Raw genomic sequence first — 24732 nt, 5'->3', positions numbered from 1 at the left:
TTACATTAATCTATTTTTCTGGGATTATTTTAAGTTTTAAGATGAATTAGATTGGCTATTTATGTTGATTTTTAATTAAAGTTTTATTTTTTATTATATAAAAATTGGATTATGTATGCTTAAGCGTATTCACTTTATTCTAACATTGTTATTAATGAGCATAACAACATCAGTATGTGCCTCACCTTCCATTGGTATTGGTAGTATGTATGATATATTTAATCCTGATTCTAAAAATATAACTAAGCGAGTTTATAATACAGGAACATCTACTGCATTTGTTAGGGTTGATGTTCTTGAAATTACACCTGGAGATAAAGGAATTTCTATTGAATCATCACAAAAAACGATTAATGGAAATAAATTAGAAAAAGATAGATTAATTGTATCTCCTTTAAGGTTGATTATACCTCCATCTGGATTTCAATCTGTTAGAATGATTTGGCCTGGAGAAAGAGAAAAAGAACGCTATTTTAGAGTTCGATTTACTCCTGTCCTTCCTCAGGAAAATGATGGATTTGAAATGAATAAAGATGCAATTGAAAAATATAAAAAAGAAGCATTAGATGTTGGAGTAAATGTTTTAACAGGCTATGGAAGTATTGTGATAGTTCAGCCCAGAGATCCTATTTTTAATACTGTTATTAATAAAAGTAATGGTCATATTAAAGTGATAAATGATGGTAATGCTACTATTGTTTTAGAAGATATTCGGTATTGTAACTTGAATTCTATTGATTGTGATATATCAACTCGACAATTCATTTTACCTGGAAAAACCTTCAATTTAGAAAATAAATCAGAAAGTAAGATTAGTTTTACCTTAGTTGAAGGTAGTAAAAAGAAATTACTAAATTATTAATATCATCAAATAGGTTTAATCTTTGAAATTTATAATTTAGTTATAATGTTGTTTATATGTTGTTTATATTTTATATAAGGTTATTTAAATGTTAAAAAAATCATTGATGGTTACTTTGTTATCTGGTGCTACTTTTGCTTCTATGTTTGCAAATGCAGCCGATGAGCAAAGCTATACGATTGAATTATCAGCGACAATCCCAGCTGAGACTTTTCAGGTTATCCCTGTTGAGAGTGGTTGGATTAATCAAACTCAAGAAATGGTTTATGATTTAGGTACCAAGAAATTGCAAGCTTTTTCAAAGCAATTTCAATACAAAAATACATCTGGTGGTATTCAGGCAACATTAACTAATACAGATGCAAAGGGTGATCCTCTTTTATCTAATGGGTCAGAGATTATTCCATTAGCTGTGACATTTAATGGTGTTAAATTAAGTAATGAAGCCGTGACTGTTGTTGCTGCAGATCAAGCAAAAGCAGGTGGTCGTACTGACCTTCGTATTACTCAAAAAGAGAATAAGGAGTTAACGGAAGCAGGTTCATTTACAGGGCAAGTTTCTATGGTCTTTGAACCCGCTTTAGTTGTCACACCGCCATCAGATAATTAATTTTTAAAATCAACTGATGCTTTTTATTTAATAATGCCTGCCATTTATATGGCAGGCATGTACGGATAATTCCCTGATGAAAGTATTACTCCCTTTACTTCTTATTCCTAGTATTGCTATTGGTTCAGACATTCTTTTAGCGAATAATTCTATAAAAATACCTAATGACTTTAGAAATTATTTTTATAACTCTGAAGTTATGGTTCAAGTTTATCTTAATGACCTACCATTATTTGATGGTTCATTTTTGCTTAACGAAGATGGAGAGATCAGTCTTATTCAAATTTTTGATGAGGAAAACTCTTTCGACCAAGCTGTTAAAGATGAATGGAAAATAGCCTTAACTAAAGGTATATCTTTAGGTGAGTGCAATAAAAATTGTCCAAATGGATTAATGTCGGCAGATTATCGTTTAGATACATCTGCGTTAAAGTTATATACATCAAAATATGAGATACAAAAGACTAACAATGCTTATATCTCGTTACCTCAAACTGTATCAAATGGCGTTATTATGCATAATAATGTATCTGCTGTTTCAACAGGTGATTCTCATGCATGGAATTTGAATTCTTCTGTTGTTTCATCTTTATTAGGTTGGACACAGAAAGTATCATTCCAAACGTATAGTTCAAGTCAAAGAAATCAATCTCAAGAAACTAATATCTATGAGCTTTATACTCAAAAAGAGTTACAAGGTGATTTTTTTAGATTTGGGCTATTTTCTCCTGATAGTGATAAAGGAAATGTAGAAACAAATGGATTTAGCACTGGTTCTGTTACGGGAGTTATGTGGGGAACATCAAATACTTTACTTGTAAATGAGGAAAGCGTTAGTGCGTCTCCTATTTATGTTACGGCAGCAAACCCTGCTGTTGCTGAAATTTGGCGTGATGGCAAGCTTATTTATTCACAGCAGCTTCAATCGGGAGTTCAAGCATTAGATACTCGACGTTTGCCTAGCGGCATTTATGACATCACGATTAATATTTTGGAAAATGGGAAAATTGTAGATACACAACTATCACAGATATACAAACCATTAGGTTGGCGAAATCCAACTCAAAAGTGGCGAGTTAATGTATGGGGAGGAATAAAGCAGGACCTAACATTTGGTGATCATAAAAAGCAAGATAATGATTCTTCTATTATGGGGGGAGGGGCAGTTGATTATCTTTTAACTCCTAGAGTTGTACTAGGTAGTAGTATACAAAAAACAAAACTTGAAAACCAAATTAGTGCTCGGACCGATATCAATATATCGCCAAATAATAGTTTTTATGGTCAATATATTATCAGAGATGGCGAACGTCAAAAGAATCAAAGTATAGATCTTCGTTATTATCGAAATCTGTTCGCAGGAGGTTCGATGAGTTCTTTTTGGCGACATACATCTAATGATTCAAACAATCAGTTCAGATCTGATCGTTACGTTGGCAATACATGGGGGACTTCCTTATATACTAAATTACCATGGTCAAGTTCATTGACATTAAATGGACAGTATACAAAAAGCTCTTCAAGAGAAGGATTTGGTATTGATGCTGCAATAAATAAAAATACAACCTTAGCAGATAGAAATGTGAGTTTTCGGTTGAGTGCTTATGATAGACCTGGTTTTAATCAAGAGAAAAGAGAGCAAGGCATCACGATAGGGGTAAGCTTTTCTTTAGCTCCTCGAGAATCACAGATCTTATCTATGAATATTGGAATGAACGATAAAAATAATTATTCAAGCCTAGATTATCAATGGAAGCCACAAGATAACAACAATTTTAAATGGTTGGGGGCGGGGGTTTCTGAAAATGCAGGGCGCGTATCAATTAATGGGAATGGTGCGATAGAAACTCGTTCTCTTAGTAGTGACTTTTATACTCAGCATAATATACAAGAACATAGTACTACATCTGGGATTAACTTAAGCCAGACTCTTGCTTTTGGAGGCGGTAAAATTGCTATAGATAGCGGTTCTAATGGCGTGGGAATGGATTCTGCATTTATTGTTGACTTAGAGTCTGATAATCCCAGTTTAAATATAATGGCATCAGATAGTCTCACTGATACCAAATTATATCCAGGGAGAAATGTTATACCCGCAGCCTTATGGAAAAAAGAAAGTATTCAGTTTTATAGTGCAGGAAATAGTAATGCGAAGGTTTTTCCTAGTAGTGAATATGTACAAATGAATCGAGGTAGTGTGAAGTATTTAAAATTAAAAGCAGTTAAAGCAACAGTACTCATCGGTGTTTTACAAGATAGCCATGGTCAAATATTAAAACATCGCCAAGTCGATAGTGATATAGCGCGTGGTGTAATTAATGCAGATGGAGTTCTAACATTGGAAATGGGAGAAAATAATAAAACACTAACGGTGTTAGATAAGGATTTATCACCTACATTATCTTGCACTCTTCCTGAGGAACCGTCTAATAATGTTCAGTTTTATTCGACTATTCATTGTCAACCTATTGGAGGAGCATAATGCATTATCCTTATTATATACTAGGACTATTTTTGTTGATAAGCAGCTTTATTGCTCCGTCCGCAACTATTGACTTAATCGCAAAAATTGAGCCGAGCATTAACAATGATACTGTTGTATTTACTAATATGACCCCTCAGGAGGGATACTGTAATTCATGGCCACAACAATGCCCTTCAGAAATCAGTATTAATTTACCGTTATCTACAAAAATTTCGTACCCGATAAAGGCGAACAATGAACCACGGCAAGGAGCATACTTTAATTTTCCAAAAACAGAGAAAATTATTACTGTTAGAAATCATAGTACTGGAGAACCGTTTGATGTCAAATTTAGAATAACAAATTTTTCTGCGCGATATGAACGTAACATAGGACAACAAAATTGGATTGGTGGTTCCTTTGTGTATACTCCTGATGGACAGGGGTGTGGGTATGGCGGAGTTGGTTGGGGTAATTCGGGTTATTATGAGTTTATGTGGAAAACTCTCGATAATACTAATCCATGTTATAAAATTAGCACAATAGACAGAGATGAACCAGCACTCTTTCGCCAGATGAGCATCGGCTATTCATTAAAAGCCAAAGATTCTCTTTTAACTGTTGGTTCTGGTATATATGACGGTAAAATTTCTTTTAGCGTTGGACCCGGTGGTGATTTTGATTTTGGTGATAATTATCTGGCCAGTGATAGAATTGTTGATATTAATCTTAGACTCATAGTTAATCATGACTTAATTGTCAAAACATCTCCTGATGATCGTATTCTAGCATTGGAACCCTGCAAAAATGGTAAAGTATGTACACAAGAGCAAGGAAGAAATAACTGGGAGCGTTGGATGGTTAGTAGGATCACACCTGAAATGACAGCTAAAAGTAATTTTCAATTATCCTCTAGTGGCGCTTTTACTGTTTATTTGCAATGTGAGTATGAGATAGGTGAGAATTGTGCATTGAAAAGTGATAAAAATGAACAGCTTGTACCTATTCAATCTTATTTAACATTGCCTGATAATATTATTAGCCAACAAACAAATAATCGTGTGATTCATGCTCCTATGTCTATTCAAAAAGATAATTCGAATATCTTTATATCACAACATATAGGGAGTAATCGTAACGGTAGTATTGATTTTTTAATTAATCAGCGAAATGTCGATACAATGTTAATGACTCGACCTGATACATATCGAGGGGTTGTTACTGTTATTTTCGATCCCAATATTTATGGGATGTAAAGATATTTTTTTATTTTGAACAGATGGTCACTTTATATTATTTTATAAAGTGACCATTTTTTATATTTTATCGAAAAAATCTATAGGGAAAACATACAACGCTCTAAAATATATAATTACAGTATCTATATCAATGTGATTAACGCTTTTTTATATTGATTATATGATCATCAGTATCACTTATATGTCCATTGTACAACGCTTGCTTAAAATTTTCGCCTTCGTGTATTTTTATACTATGTTTGTTTTCTATTTTTTTGATTTTACTAAAAATACTCATTTTAAACCCCTTTCTTTTTAAAATACCTAAATGATGATTATACAAATTTAATGTATTGGCATACGTCTATGCTCATTATAAATTCAATTTTTACTTTCTTTAAATAGGCTGTTTAATTGCTCGACTTAGAGCCTATCCCAATAGGTTTTTATTCCAGACAATGACACCACAGGCAAAATGCAGCATCGCCTCATAATTCTCGACTTTCTTCTCCCAACGAGTCAGGACACGACGGTAGCGATTCATCCAACTGTGTGTTCTCTCTACAACCCAACGGTGAGCCTTAAAATCCGTGTTTTTGATGGCTTCTGACTCATCCTTCCGTGACTGGATATGAGGTTCATAGCGACGACTTTTCAGATACGATCCCAACCATTCCGCTTCATACCCTTTGTCCATGCACAACCGGAGCCTCTTGCATGGTCTGCCCGTCTGGAGGGCATCGAGCGTATCCGCAACCAGCTTTATGTCGTGCGTATTTGCTCCGGCTACAACCAGTGCAAGCGGAAGCCCATTCGCGTCAGTCATCAGACTGCGCTTTACGCCCTGTTTCCCACGGTCTGTAGGGTTCCGGCCTGTTTTTTTGAGCCTGCCAGGGGGGATTTTGTCATACAACCATCAATCGACAGCCACGACCAGTCAATAGCGTCCAACTGTTCGCTGGCAAGCAACCCTTTTTGCCAGAAGCGTTCAAATACGCCAGCATCCCGCCACTCCTGAAATCGTCGGTGAGCAGAGCTTGACGAGCATATACCGGTGGCATTCAGCGCATTCCACTGGCAACCCGTCCTGAGTACGAAGAAGATGGCGTTCATTGCAGCGCGATTATCAACCCGCTTGCGGTGAGTACCCAGAGGATGGTGAGTTTTATGCTCCGGAATCAGTGGAGCCATTTTCTCCCAGAGTCCATCACTGATCTGCCACTTGTTGCCCGTCACGCTTCGCCCTCAGAAATTATCATTATGTATTATCTGACAATTCCTTTTGGGATAGGTTCTTATAGTACCTCTGCTACAGCCTAAAACTTTTTGAACTTGGCTCCATGAGTGGCCGCTATCTAGTAAACGGTTGATTGCATCATATCGATTTTGATTTACCTGACGGCCTTTATATTTTCCTTCTTTTTTAGCTTTTTCTATTCCCTGTTTTTGTCTTTCACGACGTTGCTCATAATCACGTCGTGCAACTGCGGCTAACATATCAAGTAACATATCGTTAATAGAGGCAAACAGTCGACTATCAAAATCATTCATATTTGCAGATAGCCAAGTTGTCGGTACATTAATAGCCATGACACGGATATCTTTTTGGTGGATCATTTTTTTCAATTTATTCCAATCATCCATAGTTAACCTAGAGAGCCGGTCAACATCTTCAATTAATAAAATATCTTGAGTTTGACAATCCTTAAGAAGCCGAAACAACTCTGGGCGATCTAAACGTGAACCTGATTCATTTTGGCTCTGTTGCAAATAGAATCGTGAAGCTGAGCTTTTCCGCTCAAAGTGGATTAAAGTCCGAATACTCTATTCACGAGGCGCACTTCTCCTAACGGTTGGCCATAGTAAAAATGTTCTGCTTGACCTTTGCGAAGCGCACGCATCACCTCAATTCCTTTAATGGTCGCATGTGCTGTTTTAATTGATTTAAACCCTAAGGTGGGATTTATCACGCGCTTCAATTTTCCATGATCACATTCAATGACATTATTGTGAAATTTGATTTGTCGATGTTCTACATGTGTAGGGCATTTTCCTTCTTCTTTGAGAAGGTTAAGCGCTCGGCCATAAGATGCGGCTTTATCTGTATTGATAACCCTGGGGATTTGCCATTTTTTAACGCGATTGAATATTTTTCTTAAAAATCGATAAGCTGCCTTGGTATTACGACGAGGCGAGAGATAAAATTCAATGGTGTACCCTCGGCTATCGACAGCTCGGTAAAGGTACGTCCATTTCCCATTCACTTTGATATAAGTTTCGTCTAAATGCCAATTGTTGAGGTCGGAGGGATTACACCAATACCAACGTAACCGCTTTTCTATTTCTGGTGCATAACGTTGAACCCAGCGATAGATTGTCGTGTGATCTACATTTACACCGCGCTCAGCCAACATTTCCTGAAGTTCTCGGTAACTGATACCGTATTTGCAGTACCAACGTACAGCCCAAAGAATGATAATACCAGTGAAATGACGACCTTTAAATGCATTCACCAAACGGACCTCATTAATGAAATAGTTAATTTAGCATACCGGCTACTTAAACTTTGCAACAGTGCCTTTCATCGAAAAGTCCAAAGTTTACTCGTAGCCCTTTGGTATCAAGGGCTACAGACGATATGTAATTTAATAATATAAATAGACTATGCCGCTAAGCTTAATGACTCTTCTGAAATGAGAGGATCTAAATTCTCCAGTAATCTTTCCAGTACAATATTATCTTTTTTAAGGCCAAAGGTGTAATTACCAGCTAACTGTATATGCTGCCATGCAACAGGCGATAACTCAGCTATCATATTGACCGCTTCTTGATTATTTTCACGCGAAAATTTTTCAATCAAACTGGATAATAATGCAGAATTATAATAAATAATGCAGTTAGCGATGATACGAGCACAATCATTCCATTGTTCTATCTGGTAATCATCACCACCTCTAAATTGATTACCATTAATTGACGCGATTGCACGCCGTAATTGATGGTAAGCTTCACCCCGATTAAGTGCTTGCTGGACGAACTGCCTGAGCATTTTGTTATCAACATAATCGAGAACGTATAAGCACTTAATTAATCGGTCATATTCACGAAGAGCCGCTAAGGTGCGATTGTTTTTCTTACTGTTAGAAAGCTTAGTAATCACCGTGCTTTGTGTTGTCGTTTTACGGCTTAATGAACAAATTATCCATTGAATATTTTCCCACTCTTCCTGAATGAGTGATAAATTGAGCGATTTTTTAAGTTTCAGGGAAAGGATCTCATCATATTCTATGTCAAACAATTCATTAAAAACGTGTTTAAATTTTGCATATCGCGGGGCAAACTGATATCCAAAAAGATCAAGGATAGCAAAATTTACGTTGTTAACGCCATGCGTATCTGTTGCTAATGTTTTGGGCTGAATATGACTGGTATTATTATAGAGTAAATCGAATGCGTGGTGGGCCTCATATTCATTGGCTGAAATCACTTTCGTGTTTATTGGTACATGATTTGAAACTAATGTGAGTGCCGATACACCTTTCCCTTTTCGGAAGTATTTGGCAGAAAAACGGGCTTTAAATGTATTGATTCGGCAACCATGTTTTTGGCCATCAATGCTACTAAATGGGGTACTTTCGTTAATCGTATAATATTTGAAAATGGGGAGTTTTGCTAAAGCATCAGATATCATATCATTAGCTTCACTCGTTGTTTCAGGTCTAATATACCCATCATTGACGGCTCTAAGCACACCGATGGCTCTATCTGATATTGATGACATATGATGAACACCATAGTTTGAGCCATTTCCAAATATGCAAGCAAGTAAATCGCCCTCTTTGGCCTTAGTGTTTTTCTTTTTTGAGGCGATATTTTTGAATGCATCTAAGTAACCCGTTTTTTGATGAACATAGTCCATAATTTCAATGATCCCCATATGTTGGAGCTGGTTATATATGGGATTATCAATATCATCTTTCCAGCGTTTATTCGCCAGTTTCCATGTTAACTGATTTGAACGCGGTTGAAGTGTCACGAAATCATTGGCTCCATCATGGATATTACGACCAATACGCTCTATTTGATCGCTCAATTTTTGCGTTAATTCCGAAAGCGTTTGTTCTATTGGCGTATTGAGCCGAGTTAACCCTGTTTTTTGAATGATGACATGGCTTTTTTTCCACTCGGCGGCTGAAATCAAATCATCGGCTAAACGCTTGTTATTAGCGCTTTCATTGATGTAAATATGGTTACTCTCAATCATCCTAGCTACTTTTTGGTATAAATAGTATTCAAATCGTTGAGTATTAACCTGTTCATCTATCAAGATAAAAGGTTTATCGTTTTTTAACAGTAATCGCTGATCGACGGTAGAAATGTGCTTATCTTTTTGAAGTTCTAATTTTGCTGTTAATAATTGGGAAGACAGCAGGTGTAATCCTGGTTCGCATTCGATATCAATAGCGAGAAAAAGTGATCTCATCGTATTCGCAATTTTTCTGTATTGTGTATCAATGTATAGCCACTCATAATGGGTTTTATCAAAATTATTCTTATTAAGATGTTGACTTATTAACTGAATTTCATCTTTAGAGATCATTGTAAATGCATTTTGGCGAATATCACCAAATTGCGTATTGTCACTGACGGTTTCATCAACAAAGAGGTGTAAAATATTACCCGCATGCATTAACTTTTCACGAATAATTTCCAGTTCTTCTGCAATGCGTAACTTAGCTGAAGCACTCGCAGCTTCCCTTTGCTTTCTCGTCACATACAAAAAAGCTGTTACCAATTTATCATTAGTTTCTTGATAGCGAAAAAATAGATAACAAACCAGATATAACATGCCTTGCCATTCGGAAAATCGACGAATTTTATAAATCGATTGATGTTGAATAATCGATGCATAATAGCTTAAGTTACCTAATGATAATCTCAATTCACCAACAAGACGTTTTACGTCGGGATACACACTTTTTATGGTGTTATGCGTTTCAATTTCACTTGCGAGCTCTGTAGGTGTAAAATCTTTAGCTGCGCCTTGTTGACCAGATAGACTATTTAATACTCCTTTTGTATGCAGTATCTTCTTTAATTTTTTATGTATTATTGGTGGCACGCTATTTGACAGGATCAACTCGGTTCGATGCCTCTCATTAGCTAAAATCGTGGTGACCATATTTTGCAAAGTGGAATAACCCACTAATCCAATTCTGTTTTGACCTAAAAAAGCGAGGCATTCATCAAAAATATATTTGGGATATGTGCAGATTGTTGCGACATCATTTAAGCGCTCTATCAAAGCTTGTTTATCTCGCTTTAATAGCCGCGAAAAACCGAGTATTTCATACATTTTCGCTATCAATGTTGCACGAGTACTTTTAGCAATAAAGGGGTATTTCGGTTTTCTATTTGGAAAATGAGTCGCATAAATGTAGTCAACATCGTGTTTAACCTCTCGTAGCTTAAATTGAGCAACAACAGGCTTAGCGCGAAAATAACCGATCAGAAGAGTTAAATATATTTTCGTTTCAATTTTTCCCATTTTAGCGAGGATTTTTTTGATACTCGGATCTAATGAAAAATATTCTTCACGCTCAATTTGATTAAATATTGGACGAGAATAGAGCTCATGAATTTCCTGTTCAGTCAAAATTTGAATACGGCCTGATTTAATCTCTTTCATTGTGGTTATGTTCTATCCTCTAAAAATAAACAACATCATATAATGAATGCGCGCGTAATCGATACAGAAGTGCAATTTAAGTCTACCTTAACTACACTAAGTGAAATCCAGTGTAGTAAGTATGAAAAACAGATGTATAATGCACCGAAATAACAACACTAATGTATAGTGCACCGATGAAGACAAATATAAGAATTTATGGATATCTACGTGCTTCTACGCATGAACAAGATGCCTCAAGAGCAAAAAATGAACTGTTGAAATTTGCTGAAGGAATGGGGCTACAAATTGCCTGCTGGTTTGAAGAAAATGAGTCAGGCGCTCAGCTTCACCGACCTGAACTCTTTCGCTTACTCAATGTGGCCATGCCCGGAGATATTATTTTAGTTGAACAAGTGGATAGAATTAGCCGCTTGAATACCGATGACTGGGAAAAATTAAAATATCTCATTGGACATAAAGGGTTAAAGGTCGTTTCTTTAGATCTGCCAACCAGTTACCAGTTTATGAGTCGCACCGATGAATTTACAGAACGAATGCTTGCAGCCCTTAACAGTATGATGTTAGACATTCTGGCAGCGGTTGCAAGAAAGGATTACGAAGATAGACGGCGTCGTCAAGCGCAAGGAGTGCAAAAAGCCAAACAAGAAGGGAAGTATAAAGGTCGTCCGGTCAATAAGATATTACACCAAAAAATTGAAGGTCTTCTAATGGAGAAAAAAAGCTATAGCCAAATAGAAAACCTGATAGGTTGCTCACGGCATACTATTTCGAAAGTATCAAAATTGATGAAAATAGTACAATAAATGTCCCTCTATTCGTTTATCCAGTTTATAGTCATACGGCTTGGTATGACATAAGAGAGATATTTAAGTATACACAAGAGATTGGATACTTTTTAATTAAATAATTTATATTTATCACCATAAACCGAGCTTCATGACAATCATGAGCACGCATTAAAAGGGAGATTGAATGTCATCATCACCACAAAAGTCTCAAACGTGGGGGAAGATAAATCCGCCCGTTTTCTTTGTTTCTGCTTTTATTATTTTATGTGTCGTTGCAGTAGCCGCTATTTTTCCTCAACGTTCTGAAATTTTGTTAAAAACCCTACAAGCTCAACTTTTTGAGAATGCCAGTTGGTTTTATATTCTGGCCGTTGCATTAATTTTATTGACCGTCGCCTATTTAGGGATCTCTCGATTTGGCCAAATCAAACTCGGTCCAGATCATGCTCAACCGCAATTTAGTTATCTTTCCTGGTTCGCTATGTTGTTTTCTGCTGGAATGGGCATTGGACTGATGTTTTTCGGGGTCGCAGAACCCGTGATGCACTATCTTGCTCCCCCCCGTTGGAGACCCACAAACTGTTCAAGCTGCAAGAGAAGCAATGGAAATTACATTTTTCCATTGGGGCTTACATGCTTGGGCGATTTATGCCATTGTCGCCTTAATTCTCGCTTTTTTTAGTTATCGACATGGCTTACCGCTTACATTGCGTTCAGCTCTCTATCCCATCATTGGTGAACGTATCTATGGCCCAATGGGACATGCCGTTGATATTTTTGCTGTTGTTGGCACCGTTTTTGGCGTTGCAACTTCGCTTGGATTTGGTGTTTTGCAAGTCAACGCAGGATTAGCACATTTATTTGGTTTTCCTGTCAGTCCAACGATGCAAGTAATTTTGATCGTGGTGATCACGGGATTAGCGACGTTATCAGTCGTCAGTGGTTTAGATAAAGGCATACGAATTCTCTCTGAACTCAACCTAAGTTTAGCGGGTTTATTATTATTATTAATTGGGATTTTAGGCCCGACAGTACTGTTACTTAAATCTTTTGTCCAAAATACCGGGGCTTATCTTTCAGATATCATCAATAAAACCTTCAATCTTTATGCCTATGAGCCGCAATCGAGTGAATGGTTAGGGGGATGGACATTATTGTATTGGGGATGGTGGCTTTCATGGTCCCCTTTTGTGGGCATGTTTATTGCGAGGATCTCTCGAGGCCGTACTATTCGTGAGTTTGTTACAGGTGTTTTGTTTGTTCCTGCTGGGTTTACACTGCTTTGGATGACTTTTTTTGGAAATAGTGCCATCCATTTGATCCGTGATAATGGGGCTGAAATGTTGGCACAAGTCGTTCAAAAAGATGTTGCTCTCGCCTTATTTGAGTTTTTAAATTACTTTCCGTTTTCATCTGTTCTTTCTTTTGTCGCTATGCTGATGGTCATTGTTTTTTTTGTGACATCTGCAGACTCTGGGGCCATGGTTGTCGATACGTTAGCCTCGGGTGGTGAAATACACACACCCGTTTGGCAACGTATTTTTTGGGCCTTTTTGATGGGGGCCGTTGCAATCACACTTTTACTGGCCGGCGGATTAACGGCATTGCAAACTATGACGATAGCGACCGCGTTACCTTTTGCGATTATTTTATTGATTGCTATCGTCGGATTGCTAAAAGCTTTACGGATTGATGTGTATAAAAAAGACAGTCAACAGCTTGCTACCTTAGCACCGAATACCGGACGTGGGGGGTTATCATGGGAGCGTCGATTACGTAAAATAGCGTTCTTTCCTAAACGTAATCAGGTTAAACGTTTCATGGCGGAAGTGATTGAGCCGGCTATGCAGTCAGTCGTTACTGAGTTGGAAAAGCAGGGGACCGAGGTCGCTATCCATAATGAGAAAGACGATAGGGTGACTCTTGAAGTACAATTTGGTGAGAATCTCAATTTCCTCTATGAAATACGATTACGGGGCTATTTGACGCCTTCTTTTGCATTAGTGGGTATGGATGATGATGAAAATAATGAGTCTCAGAAATACTACCGCGCTGAAGTTTATTTAAAGGAAGGTGGGCAAGACTACGATATTATGGGATGGAGTGAAGCGCAGATTATTCATGATATCCTCGATCAATATGAAAAACACATTCATTTTATTCATATTGTCGATAAATCGTAGCCACTTATTATGATAGAGAGGTGACGAAAGCGAGTCACCTCTCTTGGTAATAATGACTATAGACGAAAAGACTAACGAATGATGAGTAATGACACGGGCGTTTTATGTATCATCTCTGTCGTATGACTTCCGGTAAAAAATTGCCTCAATCGCGAATGACCAAAAGCCCCCATGATGATCAAATCAATATGGTGTTGTACTGCAAAGTTACACAACTCATCAACGATGCTATTGTCACCCTCAAGTAAATTGACTTTCACCTGAATACCGGCTTGATGAAGTTGGTTTTGTGCTTTTTTGAGCTGACAGTCTTGGTTACCGTACATCACCAGATAGCAATCACTACCGGCTAATAATTTCACTTGTGTTAACCGATGAATGATTCGTTCACCTTCCTCGCTGCCATCAAATGCAATCAGCATCTTTTTCGGTGGGGTAAAGTTTCGCTTGCAGATAAGCACTGAGTTTTTTTGAAGTCGAATAATGCCTTCGAGTTGACTGCCAATATGACCCGTTAATTCAGATTGCTCGCCTCGACGACCGAGTACAACAATATGCGTATCATCTTGATTGAGTACTTCGGCTAACGTTCCTTGTCGCTGAAGTGTATTAACATCATGAAGACCTAAATCTTGAGTGATTTTTTTTGCACTCATCAATAATTGTCGGCCTTCCTCTCGGGTTAAGCGCGCTCGCTTTTCCTCAATATCCACGAGTTCACTCAATAAAGTTTCTCGGGTATCAAATCCGATGATCCCACTTAAATCATGGTGTGCTGATGTCGAGATTTTTTCATTCATGTGTAACAGTGTCAGTGGTAGGTCGAGTGTTTGGGCTATCCAAGCACTGGCGTGGCAAACAGCAATTGCCGAAGACGAACGGTCAATACACCCAATTACACAATTTTTTTGAATGATATCTGCTACCATAATTAATGACCTCCCATGAATTTTTCAATTTTTTTCGGGTCGTCATGAATACCAAATTTATCAACCAATGTTGCAGTGGCTTCATTCATCCCTTTAATTTCAACATCAATGCCTTCACGTCTAAACTTAATCACCACTTTATCTAACGCGCTGACGGAGGTGATATCCCAAAAATGAGCATGATCCACATCAATAATCGCTTTATCAATGTCTTCTTTAAAATCAAAAGCATTAACAAAGCGTTCTGATGTAGCAAAGAAAATTTGTCCTCGAACCTCATAATGGCGTGCTTTTTTATCTCTGCTTGATGTAACTGTCATGTATCGCGCGACTTTATTAGCAAAATTAAGCGCTGCGATGAGCACCCCGACAAGTACCCCGTAAGCCAGATTATGGGTCCAAACGACAACAATGACGGTGGCTATCATAACGACACTGGTTGATAGCGGATGAACTCGTATATCAGCAAGGGATCGCCAAGAAAAGGTTCCAATTGACACCATAATCATCACAGCAACTAACGCCGCCATGGGGATTTTTGATACCCAATCATTAAGAAAAACCACCATTAACAATAAAACAATACCGGCAACCAGTGTCGATAATCGGCCTCGGCCACCCGATTTTATATTGATGATGGATTGACCAATCATCGCACATCCTGCCATCCCGCCAATAAATGCAGTGGCAATATTCGCAATACCTTGCCCTTTGCATTCTCGATTTTTATCACTGGTTGTATCAGTCAAATCATCCACAATCGTTGCGGTCATCATCGATTCTAATAAGCCAACAACGGCAAGCGCTAGTGAGTAAGGTAATATGATCAGTAGCGTTTCGATATTCAAGGGAATATCAGGCACAAGGAAGATAGGTAAACTGTCAGGCAAAACGCCCATATCACCGACTGTGCGGATATCAAGACCCAGACTAATTGAAATTACCGTTAATACAACGATACACACTAATGGTGAAGGAATGGTCTTATTGATTAATGGAAACAGATAGATAATCCCTAAGCCTGCCGCGGTCATGGCATAAACATGCCAACTCACATGGGTTAACTCTGGAAGTTGGGCTAAAAAAATCAAGATAGCTAACGCATTAACAAACCCCGTTACGACAGAGCGTGAAACAAACCGCATTAAATTACCGAGCTTTAAATATCCTGCGATAACTTGAAATATCCCGGTTAAAACCGTCGCGGCTAATAGATACTGAAGGCCATGTTCTTTCACAAGAACGACCATTAAAAGTGCCATTGCTCCCGTTGCGGAGGAAATCATACCGGGGCGTCCTCCGATAAAAGCAATAATTACCGCAATGGAAAATGCTGCGTATAACCCGACTTTAGGGTCGACGCCGGCAATAATTGAAAAAGCGATTGCTTCAGGAATTAACGCTAAAGCAACAACAATACCGGCAAGCACATCCCCACGGATGTTACCTAGCCAGTCCTGACGAGTGGAGGACAACAGCATATTGGATTACCTTGTAATCTATCAATCCCTTGATGGGCGAGTGTATTTTAAATAAGCGAAATTATCCCTAAGAAGGGATGACGAAATTGGCTGATTTAGTATCAACCTAAAAGGAGGGCGGGAGCTCAGGGTGGCGTAAGACGCATAATATAATTATCTGTTCCTATTGATAGCAAGTTTTAAAAAATCAAGACTAACAGTACGTAATTAAGTTCCCTATTAGCATGAGCGCATTGGTACTATACATCAATGCACGCACCATGATAAGTATATTACTTAACTCTGACAACTTGTATGTCTACAATAAGCTCACCATCTTCTTTGATAAACTCATGTTGTTGCGGATGAGATAATATCTCCAATACGACTTCAGATGGTCGGTAAAGTTTAGTTCCTATTGGTGCAATATCAAATCAGTATTGGGTATTGCAACATAAAATCAATCAGTTGGTCATCGGTATAAATATCATTTTCTAAGGCTAATTGTTCATACCGTTCAACATTTTTTCGTAATAACGCCCTTACCGTAATTTTCATATCGGCAATAAGTTTTACTAACATATCCTTAGACGGTGGGGTTTCTAAATTTTAATTTTTCAATGTAATAGCATCGAGTGTTAATGCTATCGTATAAGATATCGCCTGTATCCCTTGATATTACAGGGCTAAGAGCAAACTTTGGACTTTTCGATGAAATGGGCGCGTAACCCCTTCTACTAGTGCATTTGTCATCACAGTAAGATAAATATCCATTTAATGGTTTGCATTAAATAAAAAAAGAACACCATAATAGCCATCTTTACGGATATCCGTAAAGATGGCTTATAGTAGAGTTTAGTTTGATTGGTGTTCTAGCTTATGGATGTTATTGGGATACTATTGCATTATTTATTCTCCGCCCAATGGGATCAAAGCGGTTTGACTCCCATTCTGTTATCCTATCTACCCACTTATATGATAAACATATCCTCCACTGTGAAAAATCCCCCCTTGTTCAAGACAAACATCACGTCCATAGCGTTCATAGTCAAAGTAATGGGATAAATGCCCCAGTTGGGCTAAATCATAACAACCACTTTCTTCTATCCAGTAATAACCTAAATCATATTCATTATTGACCCCCGCTAATTGCTGGAAAGAATCTAAATTATCCGCTAAATGAATTAAATCATGGATTGAACTCGTTGAAGAACTGATTTCAATGGCTGCCTGATAAAGGTTAATTTCATCAGGCGATAACATGGCTAATCGCGAGGCTAACTCATTCAACTCATCTAAAAGGCTATATTCTGAAATGTAAGAAGAAAGGCCATCAATGGAGGATTCATAGTCGGTCAAAAAATACTCTTCATAGTGAATGCCATCAATGCCAATCCGCATTAAACAGTGTTCGATCTCTTTTGAGGTTGCCGGAAGCTCAAGCCACTCACCAACCAGTTCACCTTCGTTATATTTACCTAAATTCGTAATAAAAACAGAAATCATCCCCGATTTTAGGCATGGGGAAGCCGTCGCTGTTATACGCATATTCGTGTCCTATTATTGATGTATTGTGATTTAATTAATGGCGATATTTTGATAAAGGGAGCTATTTCCCTTTAGAAGATGATATTGATATAAAAAGCCAATCAGCTGAAAAACAGGCAACTCGCTTTAAAAATGATTAATGACGTTTTAGATCAAGATGATGAGTAGACTCACAGTCCCGATAACATGTTATGTTTTTTACCATGATTTATTTTTGTGTGGGTTAAAACGAAAAAAGCCCCTGCCAATAAACTAGGGTCAGTTCAGACTCACAGACTCCTAAGAGATGAAACCCCATCAGGGGTTTCCGTTAACTTATGGCTATCAATCAAACGTGTATTCACACTCGATACATTCATAACGATCAAATACCACGCCATCTAAAGCTGAACCACTCACAGCCCAGCAGTAGCTCCAGCGACTAAACGTCCAAATAGAGCGCCTACCGCAGCACCAGCAATCGTCCCTACAACAGGAACAGCAGAGCCGATAGACGCTCCAGCTAGTGCGCCTGATACGCCACCAGCAACAGCTCCTGTCTTTTTCCCAATATGACGTTCACGAATGCGAGTTGAATCGCAGGCCGGGCAACGAATGTAATTTTCCATAATAATTTCCTTTTAGGTTGATTTAAAAGCAAAAAAGCCCCTGTCCGTGAGGACAGAGGCTTTCAGTGATAAAGCTTCTTTATTGAATGAGATGTATTACGATAAATCGTGGTTAGTTATCATGCGTTTTGACGATGAAAATTCCCATGAACAATATTGCCACCATTTCTCAATGAATCGATATAGTCGGCATACCACTGCATCATTTCTCGCCTACCTTCTAAATATTGCGCATGGTTATAGGTTCCTCGAATAGAGTTTTTATCGATATGCGCGAGCTGGGTTTCAATCCATGCTGAATTAAATCCTTGTTCATGCAGGATTGTACTCATCGTGTGACGAAAGCCATGTCCTGTTAGTCTTCCTTTATACCCCAACAACTCAATAACCTGATTTACGCTTTCCTTACTGATCGGTTTTCTATGGTCATTACGGCCTATAAACACAAGCTCATAATGCCCTGACAGTGGTTTGAGTGAATTAAACAGCTCGATCACCTGTTTAGATAGTGGCACTACATGTGGTCGCTTCATTTTCATCACTTCAGCAGGAATTTCCCAAATCCCTTTTTCTAGATCAATATCCTGCCAACGCGCATAGCGGAGCTCTTGTGTACGTACAGCTGTCAGCAGAATAATTTTAGTTGCCGTTTTGGTGATCACACTACCTGTATACCCTGCTAGATCCTTTAGAAAATAAGGTAACTCTTCAGCGGTTAAAAATGGAAAGTGTTGTTTCTTCGGTGGAGCTAAAGCAGAAGCCAGATCAGGGGCTGGGTTATATTCAGCTCGACCAGTAATAATTGCATAGCGAAAGACCTCCCCGCAGCGCTGGCGGACTTTGCGCATCTTCTCTAAGGCTCCGCGCTTCTCCATCTTACGCAAAGTTTCAAGTAGCTCTAAGGGCTTAATCTCTGCTATCGGACGCTTACCAATGTAAGGAAAGATATCCTTTTCAAAGGTATCAATAATTTCATCACGGTAACGTAGTGACCAGCGATCCGCTTTAGAGGTGTGCCACTCACGAGTTACTGCTTCAAAAGTACTTTCAGAAGCTAAGTGCTTTTCTAATCTAGCTAATTGCTTTTGTTCACTTGGATCTTTATTTTGAGCCAACAATTTTTTCGCATCATCACGCTGGTTTCTTGCTTCCGCTAATGTCACTTTCGGGTAAACACCAATAGAAAGCATTTTTTCTTTGCCTGCGAAGCGGTACTTCATTCTCCAATATTTAGAACCATTGCGATTAACGATCAGATATAACCCACCTGAATCAGAAAGTTTGTAGGGCTTATCTAGCGGCTTTGCCGTTTTTATTTTTATATCACTCAGAGCCATAATAAAACCTCCGTAAGCCCTATCTGTTTCAAAGAAAATGAGAATTTGGGGGTGCAAGATATAGCATACCTAAATGCACCCCCGATTAACACCCCCAACTGGGGGTTGATGTGGAGTAACCTCAGTTGAACTGAGTTGACTATGATTTGCTTTTATAGGTTGAATTTAAAGGATTTAATTGACTTCAGTGGAGGTGTGTTGAGCTTGTGTGGCGGAAGATCACAGGAGTCGAACCTGCCCGGGACTGCTGGCAGCCCCAACTGGATTTGAAATCCAGTCGCCTCACCGGAGACGACGATCTTCCTTTTTGATTGAGCACCAATTATAGCCCGAATCAATAGTTTTCCAAAGCTTACTGAATGAAATAGTCACATTTATTGATAATTATTAAGAACAAAAAACGTTATCTTGTATTGAGGTTTCTATTTCTGCCCCCATATAATTTTCATATTCACAGTGGCGTGTTACATTCGTTCACTCGAAGTTAGCCGTTTCACTTATTGTCAATACAGTAAGCCTTGGCCTACCCGTGCAAGCCTGCAATCACAGGATGTTTATATGACAAACCCATTATTAACCGATTCTGTACTACCCCAATTTGCTAAAATTGAACCTGAGCATGTATTCCCTGCGGTTCAACAAGTCCTGACGGAATATCGTCAAACTGTCGAAAATATCCTATCAGCAACTAATCAATATACATGGGATAACCTATGCCAGCCGCTTGAAGAAGCAAGCGATAAGTTATCACGTGTATGGTCACCTGTTGGCCACCTTCATTCGGTCAAAAATAGCCCAGAGCTGCGTGAAGCCTATGAAAAATGCCTACCATTGCTTTCTGAATTCAGCACATGGATGGGTCAGCATGAACCGCTATATCAAGCTTATAAGTCTCTCAAAGATAGCGCACAGTTTGCATCCCTAAGCCAATCGCAGAAAAAATCCATCGAAAATACCTTACGTGACTTTGAATTGTCTGGTATTGGCCTGCCAGCTGAAAAGCAGCAGCGTTATGGCGAAATTGTCGCACGTATGTCTGAAATTGCCTCTAAATTCAGCAATAACGTTCTTGATGCCACCATGGGTTGGACTAAGCTCATTAAAGATGAGAAACAATTGGCTGGTATGCCGGAAAGCGCTATTGCCGCCGCAAAAGCCATGGCGGAAGCTAAAGGTGAGGAAGGCTATTTGTTAACACTGGATATGCCAAGCTATTTGCCTGTTATGACCTATGCTGATAACGCTGAGCTGCGTCGTGAAATGAGTCACGCGTACAGCACTCGAGCATCAGATCAAGGACCTAATGCAGGTAAATGGGATAACAGTGAGCTAATTGAAGAATTGATGGCATTACGTCATGAACTGGCTCAACTACTTGGTTTCAAAAACTTTGCTGAAAAATCACTGGCAACTAAAATGGCGGAGTCGCCTGCACAAGTATTAGACTTCCTGACTAATTTAGCTGATCGTGCACATCAACAAGGTAAAGATGAATTAGCCGAATTAACTGCTTTCGCTAAGCAGCACTATGGTGTTGATAAGCTTGAATCTTGGGATCTGGCTTATTACAGCGAAAAACAAAAACAACACAAGTTCTCACTCAGCGACGAACAGCTACGCCCTTACTTCCCGGAGCAGCGTGTTGTAGAAGGCCTATTTGAGGTTGTTCATCGTATCTATGGCCTTACCGCCAAAGAACGCAAAGATATCGAAACGTGGCATCCAGACGTGCGCTTCTTTGAGCTTTATGATGACACCAATACCCTACGTGGTAGCTTCTATCTTGATCTGTACGCGCGAGAACACAAACGTGGCGGAGCATGGATGGATGACTGTGCAGGTAGAATGGTACACAAAGATGGCTCGTTACAGAACCCTGTCGCCTATTTAACCTGTAACTTTAATAAACCTCTTGGTGATAAACCTGCTCTGTTTACTCATGATGAAGTGATCACACTGTTCCACGAGTTTGGCCATGGTCTGCATCATATGATGACCAAAATCGATGTAGCAGATGTTGCTGGCATCAATGGTGTGCCGTGGGATGCCGTCGAATTACCAAGCCAGTTTATGGAAAACTGGTGCTGGGAGCCCGAAGCGCTCGAATTTATTTCTGGCCATTATGAAACTGGCGAACCATTACCTCGCGAAATGCTTGATAGCATGTTAGCGGCTAAAAACTATCAATCCGCTATGTTTGTTTTACGTCAGCTAGAGTTTGGTCTATTTGATTTCCGTTTACATGCTGAATATGACCCAGCTAAAGGTGCTCAAGTGATGCCAACCTTATATGCGGTAAAAGAAAAAGTGGCCGTTGTACCATCGCCTGAGTGGAGCCGTTTCCCACATGCATTTAGCCATATCTTTGCCGGTGGCTATGCAGCGGGCTATTACAGCTACTTATGGGCCGATGTACTGGCAGCAGACGCTTACTCACGCTTTGCGGAAGAAGGTATATTTAACCGTGAAACAGGCCAATCATTCCTCGATAACATTCTCAGCCGTGGTGGCTCAGAGGAGCCAATGGTACTGTTCGAACGTTTCCGTGGACGTAAACCTGAGTTAGATGCGATGTTGAAGAGCTATGGTATCGATGGCTGATCACGTCAAGATCCAACTGATCTGTGAAGAGGGTGCCGATCAAGGCACTCTTTCCCAACTAGCGGAAAAATGGCAACTCATCCACAGCCCCGATGCGGTTATGGCATTGGTTCTCACCCCTGAAAACTTACAACTGCGTAAAATGGATGAACCTAAATTAGGCGGTATTTTTGTTGATTTTGTGTCAGGGGCAATGGCACATCGACGTAAGTTTGGTGGTGGCAGAGGAGAAGCGGTTGCAAAAGCCGTGGGGATCAAAAAGGATTATTTGCCAGATGTCATAGATGCGACAGCAGGTCTTGGCCGAGATGCTTTTGTGCTAGCCTCTGTGGGTTGTCAGGTACGCATGTTAGAACGTCATCCTGTGGTAGCAGCCTTACTTGATGATGGCCTACAACGTGGTTATCAAGATAGTGAAATCGGTGAATGGCTGAAACAACGGATGTCATTAATTCATGCATCAAGTATTACGGCCTTAGCGGATATCACGACACCACCTGACGTGATTTACCTTGATCCGATGTATCCACATCGTCAAAAAAGTGCGTTGGTTAAAAAAGAAATGCGCGTTTTTCAATCACTAGTAGGCGCAGATGATGATGCAGATGCTTTGTTAGCGCCCGCTTTAGCGCTAGCAAAACGCCGTGTGGTGGTGAAACGCCCTGACTATGCAGAACCCCTTGCGGGGCAAAAAGCGCCGTCCGCAGTCACAACCAAAAGCCATCGTTTTGATATTTATCCATGCATTAAAACATAACAACGAAAGGCGTATGTACCAGTGAGTTATCAATATAATACAGCCGCCTTTTCGCGTATGTTCATTTAATCAGGAAATTACAAAATACCCTGTGCGAGCATTGCATCAGCGACTTTCACAAAGCCTGCAATGTTTGCGCCTTGTACATAGTTAGTTTGCTTCGCTTCACCACCAAACTCAACGCAGTGGTTATGGATATCTAACATGATGTGATGCAAACGTGCATCAACCTTCTCCGCCTTCCAGCCCATACGTGCCGCATTTTGTGCCATTTCTAAGCCTGATGTTGCAACCCCGCCTGCGTTTGCGGCTTTACCTGGTGCAAACAATACACCTGCCTCAAGAAAACGTTCTGTTGCTGGGATCGTTGTTGGCATATTTGCACCTTCAGCCACAGCTTTCACACCATTTTTGATAAGTAGTTCTGCCGCTTCAAGATCCAACTCATTTTGAGTGGCACATGGTAACGCGATATCAACAGGTACACACCATGGTTGCTTACCAGCCAGATAGGTTAAACCAAACTCTTTTGCATAAGCCTCGACACGGCCATAGCTATTTTTGATTTCTTCTAGGCGCGCAAGTTTTTCAGGGGTAAAGCCCGCTTCGTCAACAACTGTTCCGTTAGAGTCTGATGCAGTAATGACTTTAGCACCTAATTCCATACATTTTTCAATTGTGTATTGAGCAACATTGCCTGAGCCTGACACAGCAACACGCATGCCTTCAAAGCCTAAACCATGGCGTTTTAACATTGCGTTAGTGAAATAAACCAAGCCGTAACCGGTTGCTTCTGGGCGAATTAAGCTACCACCAAATGAAAGACCTTTACCGGTGAATACACAAGATGTGTCGTTAGATAATTTTTTCATCATACCGGCCATAAAACCAACTTCACGACCACCTACCCCAATATCCCCAGCTGGAACATCAGTATCTGCACCCAAATGGCGATACAATTCAGTCATCAAAGCTTGGCAGAAACGCATCACTTCACCGTAGCTTTTGCCTTTTGGATCAAAGTCAGAACCACCTTTACCACCACCCATCGGTAATGTTGTCAGTGCATTTTTCAATGTTTGTTCGAAGCCAAGGAATTTTAAGATAGAAAGGTTAACTGATGGGTGAAAGCGCATGCCGCCTTTAAATGGGCCAATAGCGGAACTATATTGAACACGCCAAGCACGGTTTACATGTACTTTGCCTTGATCATCTACCCAACAGACACGGAATTGGATCACTCTTTCTGGCTCAACAAAGCGTTCAAGTAATGCTTGTTCACGATATTTCGGGTTATTTTCTAGGAATGGCCAAAGTGAGGTAAATACTTCACGAACGGCCTGAAGGAATTCAGGTTGCTGAGGGTCTCTTTTTTGTACAGACTCCAAGAATGAAGATAATGAATTCATTGGTTGTGTCTTCCTTTTTTAAATTTTATGTTGTGATGTTTCTCACCCTTTCTTATGATTATTTTTTAGGAAATGTGAGGTTGATTTGTATTTGCTTATTGAATATATCACTAGTTTGTATTCAAGTTTCAAGGTTTTTTTTTATTCTGGTGTAAAAAAAATTTCTTGACCTACCAATAACTCACTTAATTTAAATTTTTTTACCCAAAAAAAACGCCTGCATAAGCAAGCGTTTTTAGTGAATAA

Annotated in this window: 17 protein-coding genes, 1 tRNA gene and 3 pseudogenes; 8 read left to right on the top strand and 13 right to left on the bottom strand. The window is 39.3% G+C overall.

Features of this window, described 5'->3' with window-relative positions:
- Positions 1-115 precede the first annotated feature (115 nt).
- The 4 genes from M1E96_RS00590 (at position 116) to M1E96_RS00575 (ending at position 5192) form a co-directional block, all read left to right on the top strand.
- Positions 116-862, top strand: coding sequence for a hypothetical protein (locus tag M1E96_RS00590; RefSeq protein WP_163761887.1), 747 nt, complete (start codon positions 116-118; stop codon positions 860-862).
- 88 nt (positions 863-950) lie between these two features.
- Complete coding sequence (locus M1E96_RS00585) at positions 951-1472, top strand: CS1 type fimbrial major subunit (protein ID WP_369427327.1); 522 nt, start codon at positions 951-953, stop codon at positions 1470-1472.
- A 76-nt stretch (positions 1473-1548) separates the two neighbouring features.
- Complete coding sequence (locus tag M1E96_RS00580; RefSeq protein WP_163761885.1) at positions 1549-3954, top strand: TcfC E-set like domain-containing protein; 2406 nt, start codon at positions 1549-1551, stop codon at positions 3952-3954.
- The gene (locus M1E96_RS00575; protein WP_318559261.1) at positions 3954-5192 is read left to right on the top strand and encodes a hypothetical protein; all 1239 of its coding nucleotides are present in this window, start codon (positions 3954-3956) and stop codon (positions 5190-5192) included. Before M1E96_RS00580 ends, M1E96_RS00575 begins: the two co-directional genes overlap by 1 nt.
- A 139-nt stretch (positions 5193-5331) precedes the next feature.
- Here the strand turns inward: M1E96_RS00575 and M1E96_RS00570 are convergent, their stop codons facing one another.
- From M1E96_RS00570 to M1E96_RS00550, 5 genes and pseudogenes are all read right to left on the bottom strand, one after another.
- Positions 5332-5472 (bottom strand): hypothetical protein, encoded by a 141-nt coding sequence (locus M1E96_RS00570; protein ID WP_163761883.1) that lies wholly within the window; start codon positions 5470-5472, stop codon positions 5332-5334.
- A 132-nt stretch (positions 5473-5604) separates the two neighbouring features.
- Positions 5605-6410 (bottom strand): IS5 family transposase gene (locus M1E96_RS00565; protein WP_369427326.1). Its coding sequence is split into 2 segments (ribosomal slippage): positions 5605-6057 and positions 6060-6410, totalling 804 coding nucleotides; the frame shifts between segments, so codons are not numbered across the junction.
- A gap of 9 nt (positions 6411-6419) precedes the next feature.
- A pseudogene (locus M1E96_RS00560) lies at positions 6420-6950 on the bottom strand (recombinase family protein); the annotation flags it as partial.
- 32 nt (positions 6951-6982) lie between these two features.
- Positions 6983-7687, bottom strand: coding sequence for an IS6 family transposase (locus M1E96_RS00555; protein WP_121875320.1), 705 nt, complete (start codon positions 7685-7687; stop codon positions 6983-6985).
- Positions 7688-7836: 149 nt separating this feature from the next.
- The gene (locus M1E96_RS00550; protein WP_369427325.1) at positions 7837-10863 is read right to left on the bottom strand and encodes a Tn3 family transposase; all 3027 of its coding nucleotides are present in this window, start codon (positions 10861-10863) and stop codon (positions 7837-7839) included.
- A 176-nt stretch (positions 10864-11039) separates the two neighbouring features.
- On the opposite strand from M1E96_RS00550, the gene M1E96_RS00545 reads away from it, so the two are divergent.
- Positions 11040-11669, top strand: coding sequence for a recombinase family protein (locus M1E96_RS00545; protein ID WP_173914476.1), 630 nt, complete (start codon positions 11040-11042; stop codon positions 11667-11669).
- Positions 11670-11838: 169 nt separating this feature from the next.
- Positions 11839-13837, top strand: a pseudogene (locus tag M1E96_RS00540) (BCCT family transporter).
- A gap of 71 nt (positions 13838-13908) precedes the next feature.
- Here M1E96_RS00540 and M1E96_RS00535 read toward each other — a convergent pair.
- From M1E96_RS00535 to M1E96_RS00505, 7 genes and pseudogenes are all read right to left on the bottom strand, one after another.
- On the bottom strand, positions 13909-14766 hold the full coding sequence (locus M1E96_RS00535) for a universal stress protein (RefSeq protein WP_104873092.1): 858 nt from the start codon (positions 14764-14766) through the stop codon (positions 13909-13911).
- A gap of 2 nt (positions 14767-14768) precedes the next feature.
- Complete coding sequence (locus tag M1E96_RS00530; RefSeq protein ID WP_173914478.1) at positions 14769-16247, bottom strand: SulP family inorganic anion transporter; 1479 nt, start codon at positions 16245-16247, stop codon at positions 14769-14771.
- A 272-nt stretch (positions 16248-16519) separates the two neighbouring features.
- Positions 16520-16832 (bottom strand): annotated as a pseudogene (locus M1E96_RS00525) (ArsC/Spx/MgsR family protein); the annotation flags it as partial.
- A gap of 357 nt (positions 16833-17189) precedes the next feature.
- On the bottom strand, positions 17190-17774 hold the full coding sequence (locus tag M1E96_RS00520; protein WP_104873093.1) for an antirestriction protein ArdA: 585 nt from the start codon (positions 17772-17774) through the stop codon (positions 17190-17192).
- 395 nt (positions 17775-18169) lie between these two features.
- Positions 18170-18382 carry a hypothetical protein gene (locus M1E96_RS00515; RefSeq protein ID WP_231405885.1) on the bottom strand — a complete coding sequence of 71 codons (213 nt, stop codon included), beginning with the start codon at positions 18380-18382 and terminating at the stop codon, positions 18170-18172.
- A gap of 119 nt (positions 18383-18501) precedes the next feature.
- Positions 18502-19719 carry an integrase arm-type DNA-binding domain-containing protein gene (locus M1E96_RS00510; protein WP_104873094.1) on the bottom strand — a complete coding sequence of 406 codons (1218 nt, stop codon included), beginning with the start codon at positions 19717-19719 and terminating at the stop codon, positions 18502-18504.
- A 209-nt stretch (positions 19720-19928) separates the two neighbouring features.
- Positions 19929-20023 (bottom strand) — tRNA-Sec (locus tag M1E96_RS00505).
- 254 nt (positions 20024-20277) lie between these two features.
- Between M1E96_RS00505 and prlC the strand changes: the two genes are divergently transcribed.
- Together prlC and rsmJ are read left to right on the top strand one after the other, a co-directional pair.
- Positions 20278-22320: an oligopeptidase A gene (prlC, locus tag M1E96_RS00500; RefSeq protein WP_070927545.1), complete on the top strand. Its 2043-nt coding sequence runs from the start codon at positions 20278-20280 to the stop codon at positions 22318-22320.
- A complete protein-coding gene (gene rsmJ, locus M1E96_RS00495; protein ID WP_272580619.1) occupies positions 22313-23077 on the top strand; it encodes a 16S rRNA (guanine(1516)-N(2))-methyltransferase RsmJ in 765 nt (254 codons plus the stop codon). Before prlC ends, rsmJ begins: the two co-directional genes overlap by 8 nt.
- Positions 23078-23154: 77 nt before the next feature.
- On the opposite strand, the gene gdhA is transcribed toward rsmJ, so the two are convergent.
- Entirely contained in the window at positions 23155-24486 is a 1332-nt protein-coding gene (gene gdhA / locus M1E96_RS00490; protein WP_070927541.1) for an NADP-specific glutamate dehydrogenase, read from the bottom strand.
- Positions 24487-24732: the final 246 nt, after the last annotated feature.

It is taken from the genome of Providencia sp. PROV236, from assembly GCF_033676985.1.
Classification (GTDB): domain Bacteria; phylum Pseudomonadota; class Gammaproteobacteria; order Enterobacterales; family Enterobacteriaceae; genus Providencia; species Providencia manganoxydans.
Note: the sequence above shows the minus strand (reverse complement) of the source record. Positions and strands in the feature narration are given on the sequence as shown.